Below are 16,337 nucleotides of genomic sequence, written 5' to 3'. Positions count from 1 at the left end.
CCATGTCGATCACCCCACCACCCGAGGACCCTGTGGCGGTCCAGCTGATCGCCATCCTCAACGACCCCGAAGCACCCGAGGCGGACCAGTACGACGCGGCCATGGACCTGGAGTTCCACGGCGGCGCCTGGTTCGAGCAGGCCATCTTCGAGATCATCCGGCGCGAGGACTTCCGAAGTGTCACCGCCCAGTTGTGCGCGGAATCGCTCGCCGGGATCTGGGCCCGCGAGGGCCGGATCGACGAGGCGTTCTTCCGCGAACTCCGCAACGCGGCCCGAAACGAAGTGCTCGGCATCCTCGGTGCCCGCGCACCGCACCTGATCCCCGAGGGGGCGCAGGGAGGCTGACACCGCCGCCGGCGCCTCGTGGACACGAGGCGCCGGACGGCCGGGCGTTCGGCGGGGGTCACGGCTTGCGGGCGAGCCCGCCGTGTTCGCCGATGACCTGCGGTTCGGGCGCGGTGGTGTCCGGCCGCCAGAGCGGGACGGAGACGACACCGGGATCGAGCAGCTCCAGACCGTCGAAGTAGGACGTGATCTCCTCGACGGTACGCAGGTTGTAGGGGACGGCCCCGCTCTCGTTGTACGCGTTCTGCGCCTGCTCGAAGACGGGATCGATGCCCGCCGAACCGTCGTTGACGGAGAGATAACTGCCGGACGGCAGCGCGGCCATCAGCTCGGTGACGATCGACCGGGCCTGCTCGTAGGTGGCCACATGCCCGAGGATGTTGCTGAGGACCAGCGCGGTCGGCCGGGACAGGTCGAGCGTCTGCGCGGCGGCCTTCAGGATGCGGTCGGTGTCCACGACGTCGGCCTCGATGTACGCGGCCGCCCCCTCCGGCGTGGAGTGGAGCAGGGTACGGGCATGCGCGAGGACCATGGGGTCGTTGTCGACATGGACGATCCGGGTCTCGGGGGCGATGCGCTGGGCGACCTGGTGGGTGTTGTCGGCGCTGGGCAGCCCGGTCCCGACGTCCAGGAACTGCCGTATGCCCGCCTCGGCGACCAGGTAGGTGATGTTGCGGGCCAGAAAGGCACGGCTGCCGCGGGCGATGGTGACGATGCCGGGGAAGACGTCCGTGTAGGCGTCACCGGCCGCCCTGTCGACGGGGTAGTTGTCGTTCCCTCCCAGCCAGTAGTTCCAGATCCGTGCCGAGTGCGGCACCGATGTGTCGATCGTCGGGTGTTCCGCCGGTGGGGGCGTGGCGTCCTTCTCGTCCATGGGCAGCGTTCCGTCCTTCGCCGGGGCAGGGGGCATGGGGCATGGCAGGGGTGGTTCGACGCACAACCTATGCCCCAACGCCCTCTGTGTGTACGGCAGTTCATGCTCGGGCTCGCCGGCAACCCGCTGTCGAGGTCAGTTGTGGCCGGGTGCCGTGTACGTCCCGAAGAACCGCAGCTCGGCGACGTTGATGATGTTCGTGTTGGAGAGGCGGATGTACCGGTAGGCCACCGGGGCGTCGGTGGTGTCGGTGCGGGCGAGGTTCTGCCACTGGAGGGTCGCCTGGGCCTTGGTGGTGATGGCCGTCCAGGTCACGAGGTCGTGGGAGCCGAGGAGTTGGAGGCCGGCGGACCGGGTGGTGCCGTACGAGTCCTGGCGCACGATCAGGTCGGCACGGTCGAGGGCGAGTGAGCCGCCCTCGCGGAAGTCCCAGACGATGTAGTACTGGCCGTTCACCGCGCGGGTGTCGGTGTACGTGGTGAGTTTCGCGTCGAAGAGCAGCGCGGTGGCGGCGGCCTTGGACGACTCGGACGTCCCGGTGAGGCCGACCAGGTCCGCCTTGGTCATGACGCCGTTCACGATGTTCTGTTCGTTGGAGAGGTAGAGGTACGAGTCGTCCGTGGTCGCGTAGAGGGTCGAGCCCTTGACGCCGGTCGCGGTGGTGTAGTCGGCACTGAAGCGGAGAGGACGGCCCGAGGCGATGCCGTCGGGCAGGACGGCCCGCGCGCGGAACGTGGTGTCTCCGTCCCGTGTGACCTCGGCCGGCTGCCCCTCGATGGTCACCGCGACATCGGTGACGGCCTCCTTCGCGGTGAGCGCGAGGGTGACGGTGTCGCCGCCCACGGCACGGCCCGGGAGGGCGTTGTCCGACGAGAGGACCGCCGAGGAGATCCTGTTGACGGCCTCATGGCGGTCGCCGTGGATACGGAGTTCGCTGAAGGAGGAGATGCCCGGATAGGCGGGATCGGTGGGGATGCCGGGGGAGTCGACCTGGACCTTGAGGAACCGGTACTGCTCGCCCCGCAGTTGGTCGAAGACGCCGATGGTCTCCAGGGCGAAGTCGTCGTCCGTGGTGTCGGTCGTCTCGCTGACCGTCAGCTTCGTCCAGGTCGCCTTGTCGTTGGAGCCGTAGACATTGGCGCCCTGCGAGCGGTTGGCGAAGTTGTAGCGCGCCTGGAGGCCGAACGCGGTCGCCGAGAAGCGGTGGTCGACGCCGAAGTCGAGGACGAACGGGGCGCGCAGGTCGCCGCTGGTGGTGTTGAAGTCGCCGTCGGTCATGTTGGCGATGGCGGCGGCGGTCAGGGTGGGGGAGGAGACGAGGGCGGGATAGGCCAGGCTGCCGTCGTCGGCCAGCCGAGGGGTGAGCAGTTGGAGTTTCGTCACCGCGGCCTGGAGGGTGGCCAGGTTCGCGAGGAACGTCTCGTCGTCCGCCGTGTCGATCGACGCCCGGACGGAGTCGGCGACGGGTTGGAAGAGGGCGAGGGAGGCGGTCGTGTAGGTGGCGGCGGTGTCGTAGGCGGCGAGGGCGAGTTGGTACGCGGACGCCCGGTCGGCGGCCACCGGGAGACTCACGTCGAGGACGATGTCGACCGTGCCGTCCGAGGCGACGACGTGGAAGGTGTGCGGCCCGGTCTGCGAGGAGCCAGGGGTCCAGGTGAGGGTTCCGGTGACGGTGTCCAACAGTGCGCCCGCCGGAAGCCCCTCTGCCTCGTACGTGACCGTGTCCGAGGCGTTCGCGTCGGTGGCCGCGAGGGAGCGGGACAGCGGCGCGCCCTTCAGCCCGATGATCGTCGTGGCGAGGCCCTGCGGGAACAGGGGCGGCGAAAGCTGGCTGACCGCCAGGAGGTTGACGTGGTCGAGGTCGACGGTCCCGTGCGGCCGGCCCTTGATCCGGTAGTAGGCGATGTAGTTGCCGACGACGGTGGTCGGGACGACGGATGCCTGAAGGTTGTAGGTGAGGTAGCGCCACTGGCCGTGAGTGTTCGGCACGGTGAGCGTGTAGTAGGGCGCGCCGGCGCGGTCGCGGCTGATCTCCAGGGTCGCGGAGGCGGTGGTGCGGACGCGCACGCCGACCGGGTAGTACTTCGAGGTGTCGCCGTACATCAACTGCCGGATCGCGACGACGCTGCCCTTCCTGGACGGGCGGATCCGGACGAACTCGTGCCCGTCCTCGGCCCGCACCTTCGAACGGCCGTCCAGCAGGATGCTCTTGGTCGCGAACGGCACGTTCGGGCCGCTGGGCTCGGGCGGGGACTGACCGGCGACTGCCCTGGGCAGGGAGAGCCAGTACTCGGGATTGGGCTGGATGCCGCCCCAGAAGTTCGCGAGCGAGCCGCCGTAGTAGTAGGTCGGGCCCTCGGCGTGGCGGTGGGTCTCCAGGAGGCCCGGCGCCTCCTTCCGCAGGTCGGTCGGCTGCTCGTACGTGTAGACGTAGTACAGCTCGTCGAGCGGGTTGAACAGTCGTCCGCGATACGCCTCCGAGACCTTGCCGGGGCCGCCGGTGGTGTCGATCCAGGGGATCGCGTGGCCCAGCATGTAGCGGTAGAACGGGTCGTTGCCGGTCAGCAGACGGTTGTCGAGGAAGCGGTAGGGACTGACGGCGTCACGGGCCGTGGAGACGGTTCCCTTGACCGGGTCCACCCGGGTGCCCTGGACGGTGAGGATGCGGGCGAGACCGGTGGCGGCGTAGAGGTCGTCCTCCGCGTGCGCCTGGTCGCGACCCATCTCCTGGAGCTGGACGAAGGAGTGGCCGTATGTGTTGAGCGGGTCCTTGCGGTCGATCCTCGGGTAGAGCGAGGCGATCGCGCCGTTCTGCTCGGGCCGCGTGGTCGTGGAGTTGACGGTGTACCACTCGACGCCCTCGCGATAGCGGTCGAGGTTGTCGGTGAAGATGTAGCCGGCCAGGGCGCCGACCAGCGGGTACAGATGCTGGTTGTAGTAGTAGGTGTTCTTGTGCAGGAACGTCTCCGTCATCGGGACGACGAGATTGGCTGTCAGATTCGCGGTGTCGGAGTCGTGCCAGGCGATGTCGTAATCGGTGTACGCGGTGTCGTGGTCGGTCGCGCGGAAGATCTCGGCCCCGGCCAGCAGCCGGTAGAGCGGGACCCCGGAATGGATCTGGGCGTCGGCGTAGTAGGCGTACTTGTCCGGGGCCATGTGGCTCCAGATCCGGATGATCCGCATGCCGTTGGCGCGGTACACCGGGTCGCCGGTGATGAAGTACAGGATCGCCTGGGTGAGCACGCCCCAGGAGTCCTCGATGAGCTTCGACTCCGTCCCCTGGGAGGCGAAGGTGTCGGTGCCCGGCCGGTCCAGGACGCTGCCCAGGTTCTTGGACGTCAGCGTCGTGGCGGCGTACGACGTCTGCCGCATCGCCGCGTAGTAGCTCGCCCAGGGCTCGCGGCCGGCGAGCACCTGGGCGCGGGCGAGACGGAGACTGCCGGCCGAGACACCGATGCCGGGGTGGACGAAGCCGTTGGGGCTGCGCCAGGTGCGGAGAACGGGCAGACCGTCGTCGGCCGGCGCCTCGTCGGCGATGGCGCGTCCCGGCGCCATGACGGGCAGGCCGAGCGCGGCGGCGCCGACGGTCATGGCGCCGAGGACGGTACGGCGGGAGGGGGGTTGGGCGTACGACGGCTGGTGACGTCTGTCGGACATTCTGCGGCTCCGAGTGCGGGCGTAGTAATCGTTTGCTGTCAAGCTAGGTGAGACCAGCGAAGACCATCAAGAGGAGTGCGACTGCTTATGCCGTAAACGATTACCGTCGTGGCGATCGGGCACCCGACGCACCACCTCTAGTCAGCTCGTAAATGGGCTATGTAGAGTACGGGTATGGGTGCGCCGCGTATGACCCTGCAGACCCAACTGGTCCTGCGGGCTTTGCTGGAGGACCCCGCCAAGCAGCGGTACGGCCTGGAGCTGTGCGAGGTGGCGGGACTGCCGTCGGGCACGATCTATCCCATCCTTGCCCGGCTGGAACAGGTCGGCTGGGTCGACAGCGTCTGGGAGGACCCGGCCGTTCACGAGACGGCCGGCCGGCCGCGTCGCCGTTTCTACCGGATCACCCAGGACGGGGCTGTGCAGGCCCGCGACGCCCTGGCCCGCGTGTACCGGTCCCGGAAGCAACCCCTGCCCGGCTGGGCCGCCGTCAGCCCGGCGACCGAGGGAGGCCCGTCATGAAGGCCCGCCGACGGTCAGGGCCGCGCCCCTTCGTGCGTGCGGACAAGGTGCCGTCCGTCGACGGCCTGGTCGCCGCTGTCCGCGCACACCACCCCGAGTCCGACACCGCCCCGGTGGAGCGCGCCTGTGCCGAGGCCGCCTTCTGGCACGAAGGCCAGCGGCGCCGCAGTGGGGACGCCTACGTCACCCACTGTCTCGCGGTCGCCGCCATCGTCGCCGATCTCCGGCTGCCCCCGCATGTGGTGTGCGCGGCGCTGCTTCACGATGTGCTGGAGGACACGGCCTGTCCTCCGCAGCGGATCGCCGATCGATTCGGCCCAGAGGTCGCCGAGTTGGTCGCGGCGGTCCGCACCGCCGACGTGTCCGCGTACGCGCGGGCGAGCAAGGGGGCGACACCCGCCCACGATGCCGCCGGTCCGTCACGGGAGACGGCCGTGCTGGCCATCCGACTCGCCGACCGGCTCCACAACATGCGCACCATCACGTTCCTGGCCAGGGCCAGGCAGCTTCTCAAGGCCCGTGAAACCCTCGATGTCTTCGTGCCCGTGGCCTCCGCGGCAGGCATGGACACCGTCGGCCGTGAACTGCGGGACCTCGCTTCGGCGGTCCTGCGACCGGCACCGTCGTCCTACGCCGTCACGGGACGGCTCCTGACGGCCCTCGCGCTCCTGCTGCCCGCCGGGCAACGGGCGCGCTGGCTGGAGGAATGGGGCGCCGACCTGGCCACCCACACCACCCGCCGCGCCCGCACCCGCTTCACGCTCCGCGTCCTGCTCGGCGCGCCCCGGCTGTCGATGACGCTGCGCCGCCCTTCACGTGAGGAAAGGCGATGACGAACGGAGAACGTCGGGACGCAGGACGGGGAGTTCCGCGCGCAAGGCTTCGCTGATCTTCTGTTCGTCCGCCTGGTCGTAGCTGTCGAGCAGTTCAGGCAGCACTATGTCGTGCAGTTCATCGGTGGTGAAGTCGACCCGGCAAGTGGTCCGGTACGGGTCGCCGACGACCAGGGCCTCCGGCTGCCGGGCGAAGTCCAGGCAGAAGTACAGGGTGCTGATCACGGTCCGCGCACGGACCAGGCCCTTGACCGTCAGACACCCGCCGTCGTCGCCGTGGTGCCCCTGCACGCCTCCGGTGGCGGTGAGATCGCCGCGGACCACCACGTCGGGGCAGCCCGACAGCAGCACGTTGCGGACCCGTACGTGCCCCGTGACCAGCAGGAAGTTGCCACCGGCGGAGTCCCACCACTCGATGTCTCCCTCGACGGTCAGGTCGCCGTCCACGATCACGTTGCACGGCGACCAGTCGCCGTCGCCGTCGCGCTCCAGGTTCCCCACGACGTGCAGACCGCCCTCGTACAGGCGGATCTCCTGCTCGTCGGCGAACTCCCGGTACGGATACTGAAGGTCGGAGGCGGCGTCGAAGCGAGCCTCGGCCTCGTCGACGCCGATGAGTCGGTAACCCGCGGGTGAGGTTGCGCTGTTCATGGCACGGACGCTACAACCGCCCACTGACACCCACGCGGTCGGAAGCGGATCACGCCAGGTGGCATCGGGTATTGGCCATGAACGCGACAGGAGGTACCGTCGGTCCGATATCGACGACGGCGAGACGGAAGCCGGTGGGAAACCGGCACGGTCGCGCCACTGTGTACGGGACGCCCCGCAGGGGTGCTCCGTGAGTCAGACCCGTGGCCGTCGTCCTGTGCACCACCGAGATGGGACGCGAACTCCCAGAGGAGGCCCTGCCATGGCGCAGCATGTCGCACCGCCGACAGCCACCACCCCCGTCATCCCGGCCAGACTGCCGCTCAGGGACATCGCCCCCTGGGCGGTCTTCTTCGGCATCCTGATGCTGGTCCTGCTGTACTTCGTCGGCGCGGAGCAGGGTGCCACCTCCGTCGTCTCCGGCGAGGAAGTCCACGAGTGGGTGCACGACGCCCGCCACCTCCTCGGCTTCCCCTGCCACTGACGAAGGACGCCGCACACCCCATGAACTCCGCAACCGTGAGAAACCTGCTCGTGCGGGGCATGCTCGCCGGCCTCGGCGCCGGCGTGCTCGCCCTGATCGTCGCCTACTTCCTCGGTGAACCGAGCGTCGACAAGGCGATCGGCTTCGAGGCGGCCCACGCCCCCGCCCACGAGCACGAGGTCGAACTCGTCTCCCGCAGCCTGCAGTCCACCGCCGGCCTCGCCACCGGTGTCCTGATCTACGGGGTCGCCTTCGGCGGAATCGCCGCCCTCGCCTACTGCTTCGCGCTGGGCAGGGTGGGTCGCTTCACGCCCCGCGCGACCGCGCTGCTGCTGTCCGGCAGCGCCCTGCTCGTCGTGTATGTCGTGCCGTTCCTCAAGTACCCGGCCAACCCGCCCGCGGTCGGCAACGGCGACACCATCGGCAAGCGCACCACCCTGTACGTGCTGATGATGGTGCTCAGCATCCTCCTCGCGGTCGCCGCCACCATCCTGGGCAGGCGGCTCGCCCCGAAGCTGGGCACCTGGTACGCCACCGTCACCGCGGTGGCCGCCTTCGCCCTCGTGATCGGACTGGCGTACGCCTTCCTGCCCGTCGTCAACGAGGTACCGAGCGACTTCCCGGCCACCGTGCTGTGGCGCTTCCGCGTCTCCGCACTCACCATCCAGCTCACCCTCTGGGGCGCGTTCGGCCTGGTGTTCGGCGAACTGGCCGAGCGGCTGCTCCATCCCAGGCCCGCGACAGCCACCGCACCCCGACCGGTCGCCGCACCCAACTGACCTGACCCGTCAGCCGAGCCAGGGCCCACGGAACCGTCCGAGGGCCCTCTCGCGTTTCGGGTGCGAGGCGCGGAGGAACCGCGTGACCGGGGCAGGGCTGCGGGGGAGGAACTCGGGTGTTCCCCCCTCCGTAGACCTGCTACCCCCGGCCGATGGGGCGAGCCGTCAGGACGCGGAGAGTTCCCCGCGGACCGTGCGGGCTGCCGCGGCCAGGTGTTCCAGGGAGGCTCGGGTCTCGGGCCAGCCGCGGGTCTTCAGGCCGCAGTCGGGGTTCACCCAGAGGCGCTCGGCGGGAATCGCCTTGAGGCCCGTACGGAGCAGTTCGGCGGCCTCCTCGGTGCTCGGGACGCGCGGGGAGTGGATGTCGTAGACGCCGGGACCGGCCTCGCGCGGATAACCGTGGGCGGCGAGTTCGCGGGCGACCTGCATGTGGGAGCGGGCGGCCTCCAGGCTGATGACGTCGGCGTCCAGGTCGTCGATCGCCTGGACGATGTCGCCGAACTCGGCGTAGCACATGTGCGTGTGGATCTGGGTGTCAGGACGGACCCCGCCGGTGCTCAGCCGGAACGCCTCGGTGGCCCAGGCCAGGTAGGTGGGATGGTCGGCGGCCCGCAGCGGGAGCGTCTCGCGCAGCGCGGGCTCGTCCACCTGGATGACCGAAGTCCCCGCCGCCTCAAGGTCGTCGACCTCGTCGCGCAGGGCGAGGGCGACCTGGCGGGCCGTGTCGCCCAGCGGCTGGTCGTCGCGGACGAAGGACCAGGCCAGCATGGTGACCGGCCCGGTCAGCATGCCCTTGACCGGGCGGGACGTGAGGGACTGGGCGTACGTCGTCCAGCGCACCGTCATCGGATCGGGGCGGGAGATGTCGCCGGCCAGGATCGGCGGGCGGACGTAACGGGTGCCGTAGGACTGCACCCAGCCGTGCCGCGTGGCGAGGTACCCCGTCAGCTGCTCGGCGAAGTACTGGACCATGTCGTTGCGTTCGGGCTCGCCGTGGACGAGGACGTCGATGCCGGTCTTCTCCTGGAAGGCGATCACCTCGCCGATCTCCGTCCTGATGCGATCCTCGTACGCCGCCTCGTCGATCCGGCCCGTCCTCAGGTCGGCGCGGGCGGTGCGCAGTTCGACGGTCTGCGGGAAGGAGCCGATGGTGGTGGTCGGCAGCAACGGCAGGCGCAGGTGCGCGCGTTGGGCGCCGGCGCGCTCGCCGTAGGGCTGGGAGCGGCGGGCGTCGGCGTCCGTGACGGCGGCCGTGCGGGCCCGTACAGCGGGGTCGTGGGTGATGGGCGACGCGGCTCGGGCGGCCAGGTCGGCGCGGTTGGCGGCCAGTTGGGCGGTGATGGCGCCGGTGCCCTGGGCGAGCCCCTTGGCGAGGGTGACGATCTCGGTCGTCTTCTGGCGGGCGAAGGCGAGCCAGCGCAGGATCTGCGGCTCGATGTCGCGTTCGGCGGCGGTGTCGAGGGGGACGTGGAGCAGGGAGCAGGAGGCCGACACGTCGACCCGGTCGGCCAGGCCGAGGAGGGTACCGAGCGTGGAGAGGGACTTCTCCAGGTCGTTGACCCAGATGTTGCGGCCGTTGACGACGCCCGCGACCAGGCGCTTGCCCGGCAGGCCGCCCACCGCCGCGAGCGCGTCCAGGTTGGCGGCGGCCGACTCGGTGAAGTCCAGCGCCAGCCCCTCGACCGGCGCCTTCGCCAGCACCGGCAGCGCGTCGCCGAGGCGGTCGAAGTACGAGGCGACCAGCAGTTTCGGCCGGTCGGTGAGGGCGCCGAGACCGCGGTAGGCGCGGGCGGCGGCGTTCAGCTCGGCCGGGGTGCGGTCCTGGACGAGGGCGGGCTCGTCGAGCTGCGCCCACTCGGCGCCCGCCGCGCGCAGGTCGGCGAGGACCTCGGCGTACACGGGCAGCAGCCGGTCCAGGAGCGTCAGCGGGTCGAAGTCGGCGGCGACGCCGGGCGCGGGCTTCGCCAGCAGCAGATAGGTGACGGGACCCACGAGGACGGGGCGGGCGGTGAGGCCCAGCGCCAGGGCCTCGCCCAGCTCGGCGACCTGCTTGGCCGAGTCGGCGGTGAAGACCGTGTCCGGGCCCAACTCCGGGACCAGATAGTGGTAGTTGGTGTCGAACCACTTGGTCATCTCCAGCGGCGCCACGTCCTGCGTACCCCGCGCCATCGCGAAGTAGCCGTCCAGTGCGTCCGCGTCGACGGCCGCTCGGTGGCGTTCCGGGATCGCCCCGACCATGACGGTCGTGTCCAGGACGTGGTCGTAGTACGAGAAGTCGCCGGTCGGGACCTCGTCGATGCCGACGTCGGCGAGCCGGCGCCAGTTGGCGGCACGCAGATCGGCCGCGGTGGCGCGGAGGGCGTCGGCGCCGGAACGGCCCTTCCAGTAGCCCTCGATGGCCTTCTTCAGTTCCCGGTTCGGGCCCTGACGGGGGTAGCCGTACACGGTGGACCGTGCTGCCGCGGCTGCGGACTTCGCTGTCACGGAAATCTCCTTCGCGAGATATCTCCCTGGGATCCCGGGACGGGACGAGGAGCGCGAAGGGAACGACACACCGGGCGGACGCACGACAGCCGTCCCACCGGATATGTACGCCGACCCGCCCACGAGGTCACCGGGATGTCCGCGCACGAGTGCTTCGTACGCGGGCAACGGGCAGGTCTTCGGACTCGCGAGCACGTCCTCCGTACGGAGGACACCTACTGGCCGTCGCTTCCCAGACCCTGTTCACCGGATCCAGTGCGTATGACGGCGGTCGTTCTCGCTCACCGCTGCGGGGCAGTCCCGGATTCCCACCGGGTTCCCTCTTACGACGCATCCCGCCTGGCGGACGGGGCGAACCAGCTGCACGGGCCAGCCTAAGGGGCAGCGCCCGAGCGCGGTGGATCACGTCCGGCATATGTGACGTGCGCCATACGGCTGCCCCGGAACCCGGCCACCGTCCGGTCCGACTACTCAACCGGTACGACGCGATCCGAGCGACGTCGTACGACGTGACTTGGAGACGCGGTTGATGGACGAGTCCCGGCAATCCTCCTTACCCGGTGCGGGTGCGGTCCTGCGGAGAGCGACGCCCCCGCCCGCACTCTGCGGCTTCCTCCTGCTGCTGGCCCTGATCTTCACGGTGTCCCACGCCGCCGGGACCGCCTCCGGACCCGTCGCGCCCGGTATGCACGACACCGGCACAGGCGCGGGCGGCGGCGGTACCGGCGAGATCGACGACATGGACGACATGGACGAGATGGACATGAGCGGCGGAGGCAACTGATGGGCGCCGAACCCGTGACCGTCCTGATGACCACCGATCTGACCATCGGCGGCATGACCTGTGCGGCCTGTGTCACCCGCGTCGAGAAGAAGCTCGGCAGGCTGGACGGCGTCACGGCCACCGTCAATCTCGCCACCGGGCGGGCCCGGGTGAGCCATCCGGCGGACGTCGGCCCCGACGAACTCGTCGCGACCGTGGAGAAGGCCGGCTACACGGCCGCCCTCCCCGAACCGCCCAGGAAACGGGCGGCCACGGACGACGGCGAGCCCGAGGAGACGACGCGCGAACGGGACCGGCTGGTCGTGACGGCCGTGCTCGCGGTGCCCGTGCTGGTCCTGTCGATGGTGCCCGCGCTCCAGTTCGGCAACTGGCAGTGGCTGTGCTTCGTACTGGCCGCGCCCGTCGCCGTGTGGGGCGCCTGGCCCTTCCACGAGCGGGCGGTACGGGGGCTGCGGCACTCCGCCGCGACCATGGACACCCTGGTCTCGCTGGGCGTCGTGGCGTCCTTCGCCTGGTCGGCGTACGCACTCTTCCTCGGCGGCGCCGGCGACCCCGGCATGCGGATGCCGTTCACACTCGTGCCGTCCGCCTCCGACGGCGTCGCCCACATCTATCTCGAAGCGGCTGTCGGCGTGCCGCTGTTCGTGCTCGCGGGCCGCTTCCTGGAGGCGCGGGCCCGGCACGGCACCGGGGCGGCCCTGCGGTCACTGGCCAGGCTCGCCGCCAAGGAGGTCTCCGTCCGGGAGGGCGACAGCTCCGAACGGCTCCTCCCCATCGAGGAGTTGATGGTCGGTCAGGTCTTCGTCGTGCGGCCGGGAGAGCGGGTCGCCACCGACGGCGAGGTGGCCGAGGGCAGTTCGGCCGTGGACCTGTCCCTGGTCACGGGGGAGAGCGAACCGGTCGAGGTCGGGCCCGGCTCGCCGGTGGTCGGCGGCGCCGTCAACGAGGGCGGGCTGCTGCTCGTACGGGCCACGGCCGTCGGCGCGGACACCCAACTCGCCCGTATCTCCCGGCTGGTGACGGAGGCTCAGGCCGGAAAGGCGCGTGCCCAGCGGCTGGCCGACACGGTGGCCGGTGTCTTCGTGCCCGTCGTGCTGGCGCTGGCCGTGACCGTGCTCGGGTTCTGGCTGGGCGCCGGGGCCGATCCACAGGCGGCGATCACCGCGTGCGTGGCCGTCCTGGTCGTGGCCTGCCCGTGCGCGCTGGGCCTCGCGACCCCGACCGCGCTGATGGCCGCGACCGGCCGGGGCGCCCAGTTGGGTGTCCTCGTCACCGGTCCGCAGGCGCTGGAGGGGCTTCAGCACATCGACGCCGTCGTCCTCGACAAGACCGGCACGCTGACCTCGGGGCACATGACCGTCGCCCGGGTCACGGCCGTACCTGACGGGCTCGGACGCGACGCGGTGCTGCGGCTCGCGGGGGCCGTCGAGCTGGGTTCGGAACACCCGCTCGGCCGGGCCGTCGCCGCGTACGCCCGGCGGGAGTCGGACGGGCAACGGCTGCCGGAGGTGAGTGACTTCAGCGCTCTGCCGGGGCGCGGTGTCCGCGGCCTGGTCGAGGAGCGGCTGGTCGAAGTCCTCGCGCCGGACGACGAGTTGCCCGCCGCGCTCGCCGAAGCGCTGACGGTGGCCGAGGCCGCCGCCCACACACCCGTACTGGTGCGGGTGGACGGTACGGCCGAGGCACTGATCGAGATCGGTGACGTCGTACGGCCCGGCAGCTACCGTGCCGTCGAGCGGTTGCGGCGGCTCGGTGTGCGCCCTGTGCTGGCCACCGGCGACCGCGAGGCGCCCGCCCGTGCCGTCGCCTCCGCCCTGGGCATCGACGAGGTGCATCCCCGCCTCACACCCGAGGAAAAGGCCGAACTCGTCCTGGACCTCCAGGAGCAGGGGTATCGGGTCGCGGTCGTCGGGGACGGTGTGAACGACGCCGCCGCACTGGCCGGCGCCGACCTCGGGATCGCCATGGGGAGCGGTACGGACGTGGCCATCGGAGCCGCCGACGTGACCCTCGTTCGCGGAGACATCGAGGCCCTCGCGGACGCGGTCCGCCTCGCCCGGCGCACGCTGGGCACGATCCGGGTCAACCTCGTGTGGGCCTTCGGCTACAACGTCGTCACCGTGCCGCTCGCCATGGTCGGTCTGCTCAACCCGATGTTCGCCGCGGCGGCCATGTCCGCCAGCTCGGTGCTCGTCGTCGCCAACAGCCTGCGGCTGCGCGCCTGGCAGCCCTCGCCCGCCTCCCGGAGACACACCCCATGAGCGACCGAGCCCCCTGGCGGCCGACGCGCCGCCGACTCACCGACGCCCTGCTCGCCGCGCTCGCGCCCGTCGGCGTGTGCGGTCTCGCCCTCGGCGGTCTGAGCACCTGGACCGCCTACGGCAACGCGGGCACCCCGCCGCGCGTCGCGGTCACCGAGGGCCGGATGTACCTGCCCACCGGTGACACCCCGGAGACGGCGGCCTTCTTCCGGATCGTCAACAGCGGGGGATCGGCCGACCGGCTGCTGAAGGTGACGTCCGCAGGGGTCGGCAAGGGGGCCCTCACCCTCAGCCGCCACCTGATGACCGGCGCGAGCACCGCCTCCGCGGAGACGGTGACCTCGGCCGAGATCCCCGCCGGAGACCGCCTCACCATGTCACCGGACGGCCTCGACGTGATCGTGCCGGTCAAGGCCGGCTGGCAACCCGGTGACCTCGTCTCGTTCACCCTGCACTTCGAGCACAGCCGAGCCGTGAGGGCGCTCGCGGTGGTGGTCCGGCCGGGCGAGGACGGGGCGTAAGCCCGCTCGCCGACCGGTTCCTGTCAAGTGCCGTCGCAGCAAAGGAAATTGGCCCTCGGGGGCGGGAACTCGAACCCACTCGCGTCCGACTACTGCTTCGACAGCGCGTCCCGTCACCGGTCGGCCATTGTGGAAGAGGAAGGTTCTGGACAATGCCCCGAAAATAGCCTCGCCATTGTCGACCTGCGGAATTCCGATACTGGAATTCCGAATTATGTGATCCCGAGGAGGTGATCGATGATGTCCGCGACAGATCCGACAAGGGCCCAGCTCCGAAAGCCGCTCGGTCTTCCGCTGCTCGTTCTGGCGTCGGCGCAGCTGGTCGTCTCGCTCGACTACAACATCGTGTATGTCGCCCTGCCCGACATCGGCGCCGGACTGGGGTTCTCCGACCACGACCTGCAGTGGGTGGTGAGCGCCTATGTCGTCGCCACCGGAGGTTTCCTGCTGCTGGGCGGCCGGGCCGCGGACCTGCTCGGCCGACGCCGGATGTTCGTCCTGGCGGCGCTGCTGTACGCGGGGTCGTCCCTGGTCGGCGGGGTGTCCGAGACGCCCGGAGTCCTGGTCGCCGTCCGGGCGGTGCAGGGCATCGGCGGTTCGCTGCTGTTCCCGGCGACGCTGTCCCTGATCACCACCCTGTACGACGAAGGGCCCGACCGGAACCGGGCGTTGGCGGTGTGGGGCGCTGCCGGAGCCGGTGGGCTCTGCTTCGGGTCCCTGCTCGGCGGGGTCCTGGTGGAGGCGTTCGGCTGGCCGTCCGTGTTCTTCGTCAACGTGCCGATCGCCGGAGTGCTCGCGGTGGCCGGGTGGTTGCTCTTCCCGGCGGACGGACCGTGGGACCGTACGCGGCACTTCGACGTGGCGGGCGCGCTGACCGCGACCGGCGGGCTCACGCTCCTGGTGTTCCTGCTGGTCCAGGCTCCCGCCGAGGGCTGGGGCACACCGGTGGCCCTCACCAGCGCGGGACTGTCCGCCTGCCTGCTGACGCTCTTCGCCGTCGTGGAGCGCCGGTCGCGTGAACCACTCGTACCGGCACGGCTGTTCGCCCACCGGGGCCTGCTGGTGGCGATGGGTGTGACCGCGCTGTTCAGTGCCACGTTCAGCTCGGTGCCGTACTTCCTGACGCTGTACTTCCAGACCGTCCACGGCTACAGCGCGGTCGCGACCGGGCTCGCGTTCCTCGTGCCCGCCGTGGTGGTGGCCGTCGGTACACAGGCCGGCGAACGGGCCGTGTCCGCCTTCGGAGTGCGCCGCATGCTGGTCGGCGGCATGGCGCTGGGCGCCGCCGGCGCCGGAGCGCTGGGGCTGGCGCTCACCTCGGACGGCTCGTATCCCGTACTGCTGCCGGGGATCGTGCTCCTGAGTCTCGGCCAGGGCGCCGTGTGGACGGGGATGTGGATCGCCGCGTCCACCGGGGTGGCGGCCGGTGACCAGGGCATCGCCTCGGGGTTGGCGTCGACGACCCTGCAGGTGGGCGGCGCGGTGGGCCTCGCGCTGCTCGTCGCGGTCGCCGGGGGAGTGGGGCAGAGCGCCTCGGGTCCCGGGCTGCTCGACGGGATCCGTACCGCCGTGTTCGCGACGGCGGCTGGCATCGGTTGCGGGGCGCTCGCGCTGGGCGTCTTCGGGGGTACGACGTGGAGTGCCCCGGGTGGCCGGGGTGGCCGGGGTGGCCGGGGTGGCCGGGGCGGCCGGGGCGGCGGGGGTGCCCGGGGTGGGCGGGGTGGCCGGGCCGCCAAGACCTCCCGGACCAGCGAGCCTTAGGCCCTGCCTTCGCGACCGCCCTGCCCGCCTGCCCGCCTACTTCGTCCGCGCTGTTTTGCTTCGCCCGCTTACCGCTCGCCCTGCTTGCCTAGCTCGCTCGCCCGCCTGTCTATCTCACCCGCCCGCCCTGCTTGCTTCGCCCGCTTACCGCTCGCCCTGCTTGCCTAGCTCGCTCGCCCGCTTGCCTATCTCACCTGCCCGCCCTGCTCGCTTGCCCGCCTGCTTCGCCCCCGCTCCGCTGACCCGCTCTCCTGCCTCGCCTGCTGGCCCGCCCCGCTCAAATTCCCTCCCGACTGTCCCTGCTCGCCTGCCTTGCCCGCTCGATGACTTCGCCGGCCTGCCCTGCTCGATTGCCTCGCCTGCCCCGCCACACTTGCCC

Annotated in this window: 13 protein-coding genes and 2 riboswitches; of the genes, 9 read left to right on the top strand and 4 right to left on the bottom strand. The window is 70.8% G+C overall.

What is annotated here, in order from left to right; translation table 11 throughout:
- Positions 1-2: 2 nt before the first annotated feature.
- A complete protein-coding gene (locus ACFYXF_RS01855) occupies positions 3-347 on the top strand; it encodes a hypothetical protein (protein ID WP_389347038.1) in 345 nt (114 codons plus the stop codon).
- A 58-nt stretch (positions 348-405) separates the two neighbouring features.
- On the opposite strand, the gene ACFYXF_RS01850 is transcribed toward ACFYXF_RS01855, so the two are convergent.
- Positions 406-1,221 carry an SAM-dependent methyltransferase gene (locus ACFYXF_RS01850; RefSeq protein ID WP_389347035.1) on the bottom strand — a complete coding sequence of 272 codons (816 nt, stop codon included), beginning with the start codon at positions 1,219-1,221 and terminating at the stop codon, positions 406-408.
- A gap of 135 nt (positions 1,222-1,356) precedes the next feature.
- Complete coding sequence (locus ACFYXF_RS01845) at positions 1,357-4,878, bottom strand: Ig domain-containing protein (protein ID WP_389347033.1); 3,522 nt, start codon at positions 4,876-4,878, stop codon at positions 1,357-1,359.
- A 174-nt stretch (positions 4,879-5,052) separates the two neighbouring features.
- Here ACFYXF_RS01845 and ACFYXF_RS01840 point away from each other — a divergent pair, with 174 nt between their 5' ends.
- Both ACFYXF_RS01840 and ACFYXF_RS01835 read left to right on the top strand, forming a co-directional pair.
- Positions 5,053-5,400, top strand: coding sequence for a PadR family transcriptional regulator (locus ACFYXF_RS01840; RefSeq protein ID WP_389347031.1), 348 nt, complete (start codon positions 5,053-5,055; stop codon positions 5,398-5,400).
- The gene (locus tag ACFYXF_RS01835) at positions 5,397-6,233 is read left to right on the top strand and encodes an HD domain-containing protein (RefSeq protein WP_389347029.1); all 837 of its coding nucleotides are present in this window, start codon (positions 5,397-5,399) and stop codon (positions 6,231-6,233) included. Before ACFYXF_RS01840 ends, ACFYXF_RS01835 begins: the two co-directional genes overlap by 4 nt.
- Here ACFYXF_RS01835 and ACFYXF_RS01830 read toward each other — a convergent pair.
- Positions 6,213-6,884: a hypothetical protein gene (locus ACFYXF_RS01830; protein ID WP_389347027.1), complete on the bottom strand. Its 672-nt coding sequence runs from the start codon at positions 6,882-6,884 to the stop codon at positions 6,213-6,215. The two genes, ACFYXF_RS01835 and ACFYXF_RS01830, sit on opposite strands and share 21 nt — an antisense overlap.
- 83 nt (positions 6,885-6,967) lie before the next feature.
- A riboswitch (cobalamin riboswitch) is annotated at positions 6,968-7,111 on the top strand.
- Between the two features lie 35 nt (positions 7,112-7,146).
- On the opposite strand from ACFYXF_RS01830, the gene ACFYXF_RS01825 reads away from it, so the two are divergent.
- Together ACFYXF_RS01825 and ACFYXF_RS01820 are read left to right on the top strand one after the other, a co-directional pair.
- The gene (locus ACFYXF_RS01825; protein ID WP_389347025.1) at positions 7,147-7,368 is read left to right on the top strand and encodes a CbtB-domain containing protein; all 222 of its coding nucleotides are present in this window, start codon (positions 7,147-7,149) and stop codon (positions 7,366-7,368) included.
- Between the two features lie 20 nt (positions 7,369-7,388).
- A complete protein-coding gene (locus tag ACFYXF_RS01820; RefSeq protein ID WP_389347023.1) occupies positions 7,389-8,147 on the top strand; it encodes a CbtA family protein in 759 nt (252 codons plus the stop codon).
- Positions 8,148-8,312: 165 nt separating this feature from the next.
- On the opposite strand, the gene metE is transcribed toward ACFYXF_RS01820, so the two are convergent.
- Positions 8,313-10,631, bottom strand: coding sequence for a 5-methyltetrahydropteroyltriglutamate--homocysteine S-methyltransferase (gene metE, locus ACFYXF_RS01815; RefSeq protein ID WP_389347020.1), 2,319 nt, complete (start codon positions 10,629-10,631; stop codon positions 8,313-8,315).
- Positions 10,632-10,783: 152 nt separating this feature from the next.
- Positions 10,784-11,007: riboswitch (cobalamin riboswitch) on the bottom strand.
- Between the two features lie 153 nt (positions 11,008-11,160).
- On the opposite strand from metE, the gene ACFYXF_RS01810 reads away from it, so the two are divergent.
- The 4 genes from ACFYXF_RS01810 to ACFYXF_RS01795 all read left to right on the top strand — a co-directional run bounded on the left by ACFYXF_RS01810 (position 11,161) and on the right by ACFYXF_RS01795 (position 15,958).
- The gene (locus ACFYXF_RS01810) at positions 11,161-11,415 is read left to right on the top strand and encodes a hypothetical protein (RefSeq protein WP_389347018.1); all 255 of its coding nucleotides are present in this window, start codon (positions 11,161-11,163) and stop codon (positions 11,413-11,415) included.
- The gene (locus ACFYXF_RS01805; protein ID WP_389347015.1) at positions 11,415-13,676 is read left to right on the top strand and encodes a heavy metal translocating P-type ATPase; all 2,262 of its coding nucleotides are present in this window, start codon (positions 11,415-11,417) and stop codon (positions 13,674-13,676) included. The genes ACFYXF_RS01810 and ACFYXF_RS01805 overlap by 1 nt, the downstream gene beginning before the upstream one ends.
- Entirely contained in the window at positions 13,673-14,197 is a 525-nt protein-coding gene (locus ACFYXF_RS01800) for a copper chaperone PCu(A)C (protein ID WP_389347013.1), read from the top strand. Before ACFYXF_RS01805 ends, ACFYXF_RS01800 begins: the two co-directional genes overlap by 4 nt.
- A 240-nt stretch (positions 14,198-14,437) precedes the next feature.
- The gene (locus tag ACFYXF_RS01795; RefSeq protein WP_389348446.1) at positions 14,438-15,958 is read left to right on the top strand and encodes an MFS transporter; all 1,521 of its coding nucleotides are present in this window, start codon (positions 14,438-14,440) and stop codon (positions 15,956-15,958) included.
- The last annotated feature ends 379 nt before the right edge of the window (positions 15,959-16,337 follow it).

This window comes from Streptomyces sp. NPDC002680 (genome assembly GCF_042889145.1).
Classification (GTDB): Bacteria; Actinomycetota; Actinomycetes; order Streptomycetales; family Streptomycetaceae; genus Streptomyces; species Streptomyces adonidis.
The sequence above is the reverse complement of the archived record's forward strand: the minus strand, read 5'-3'. Positions and strand labels throughout refer to the sequence as shown.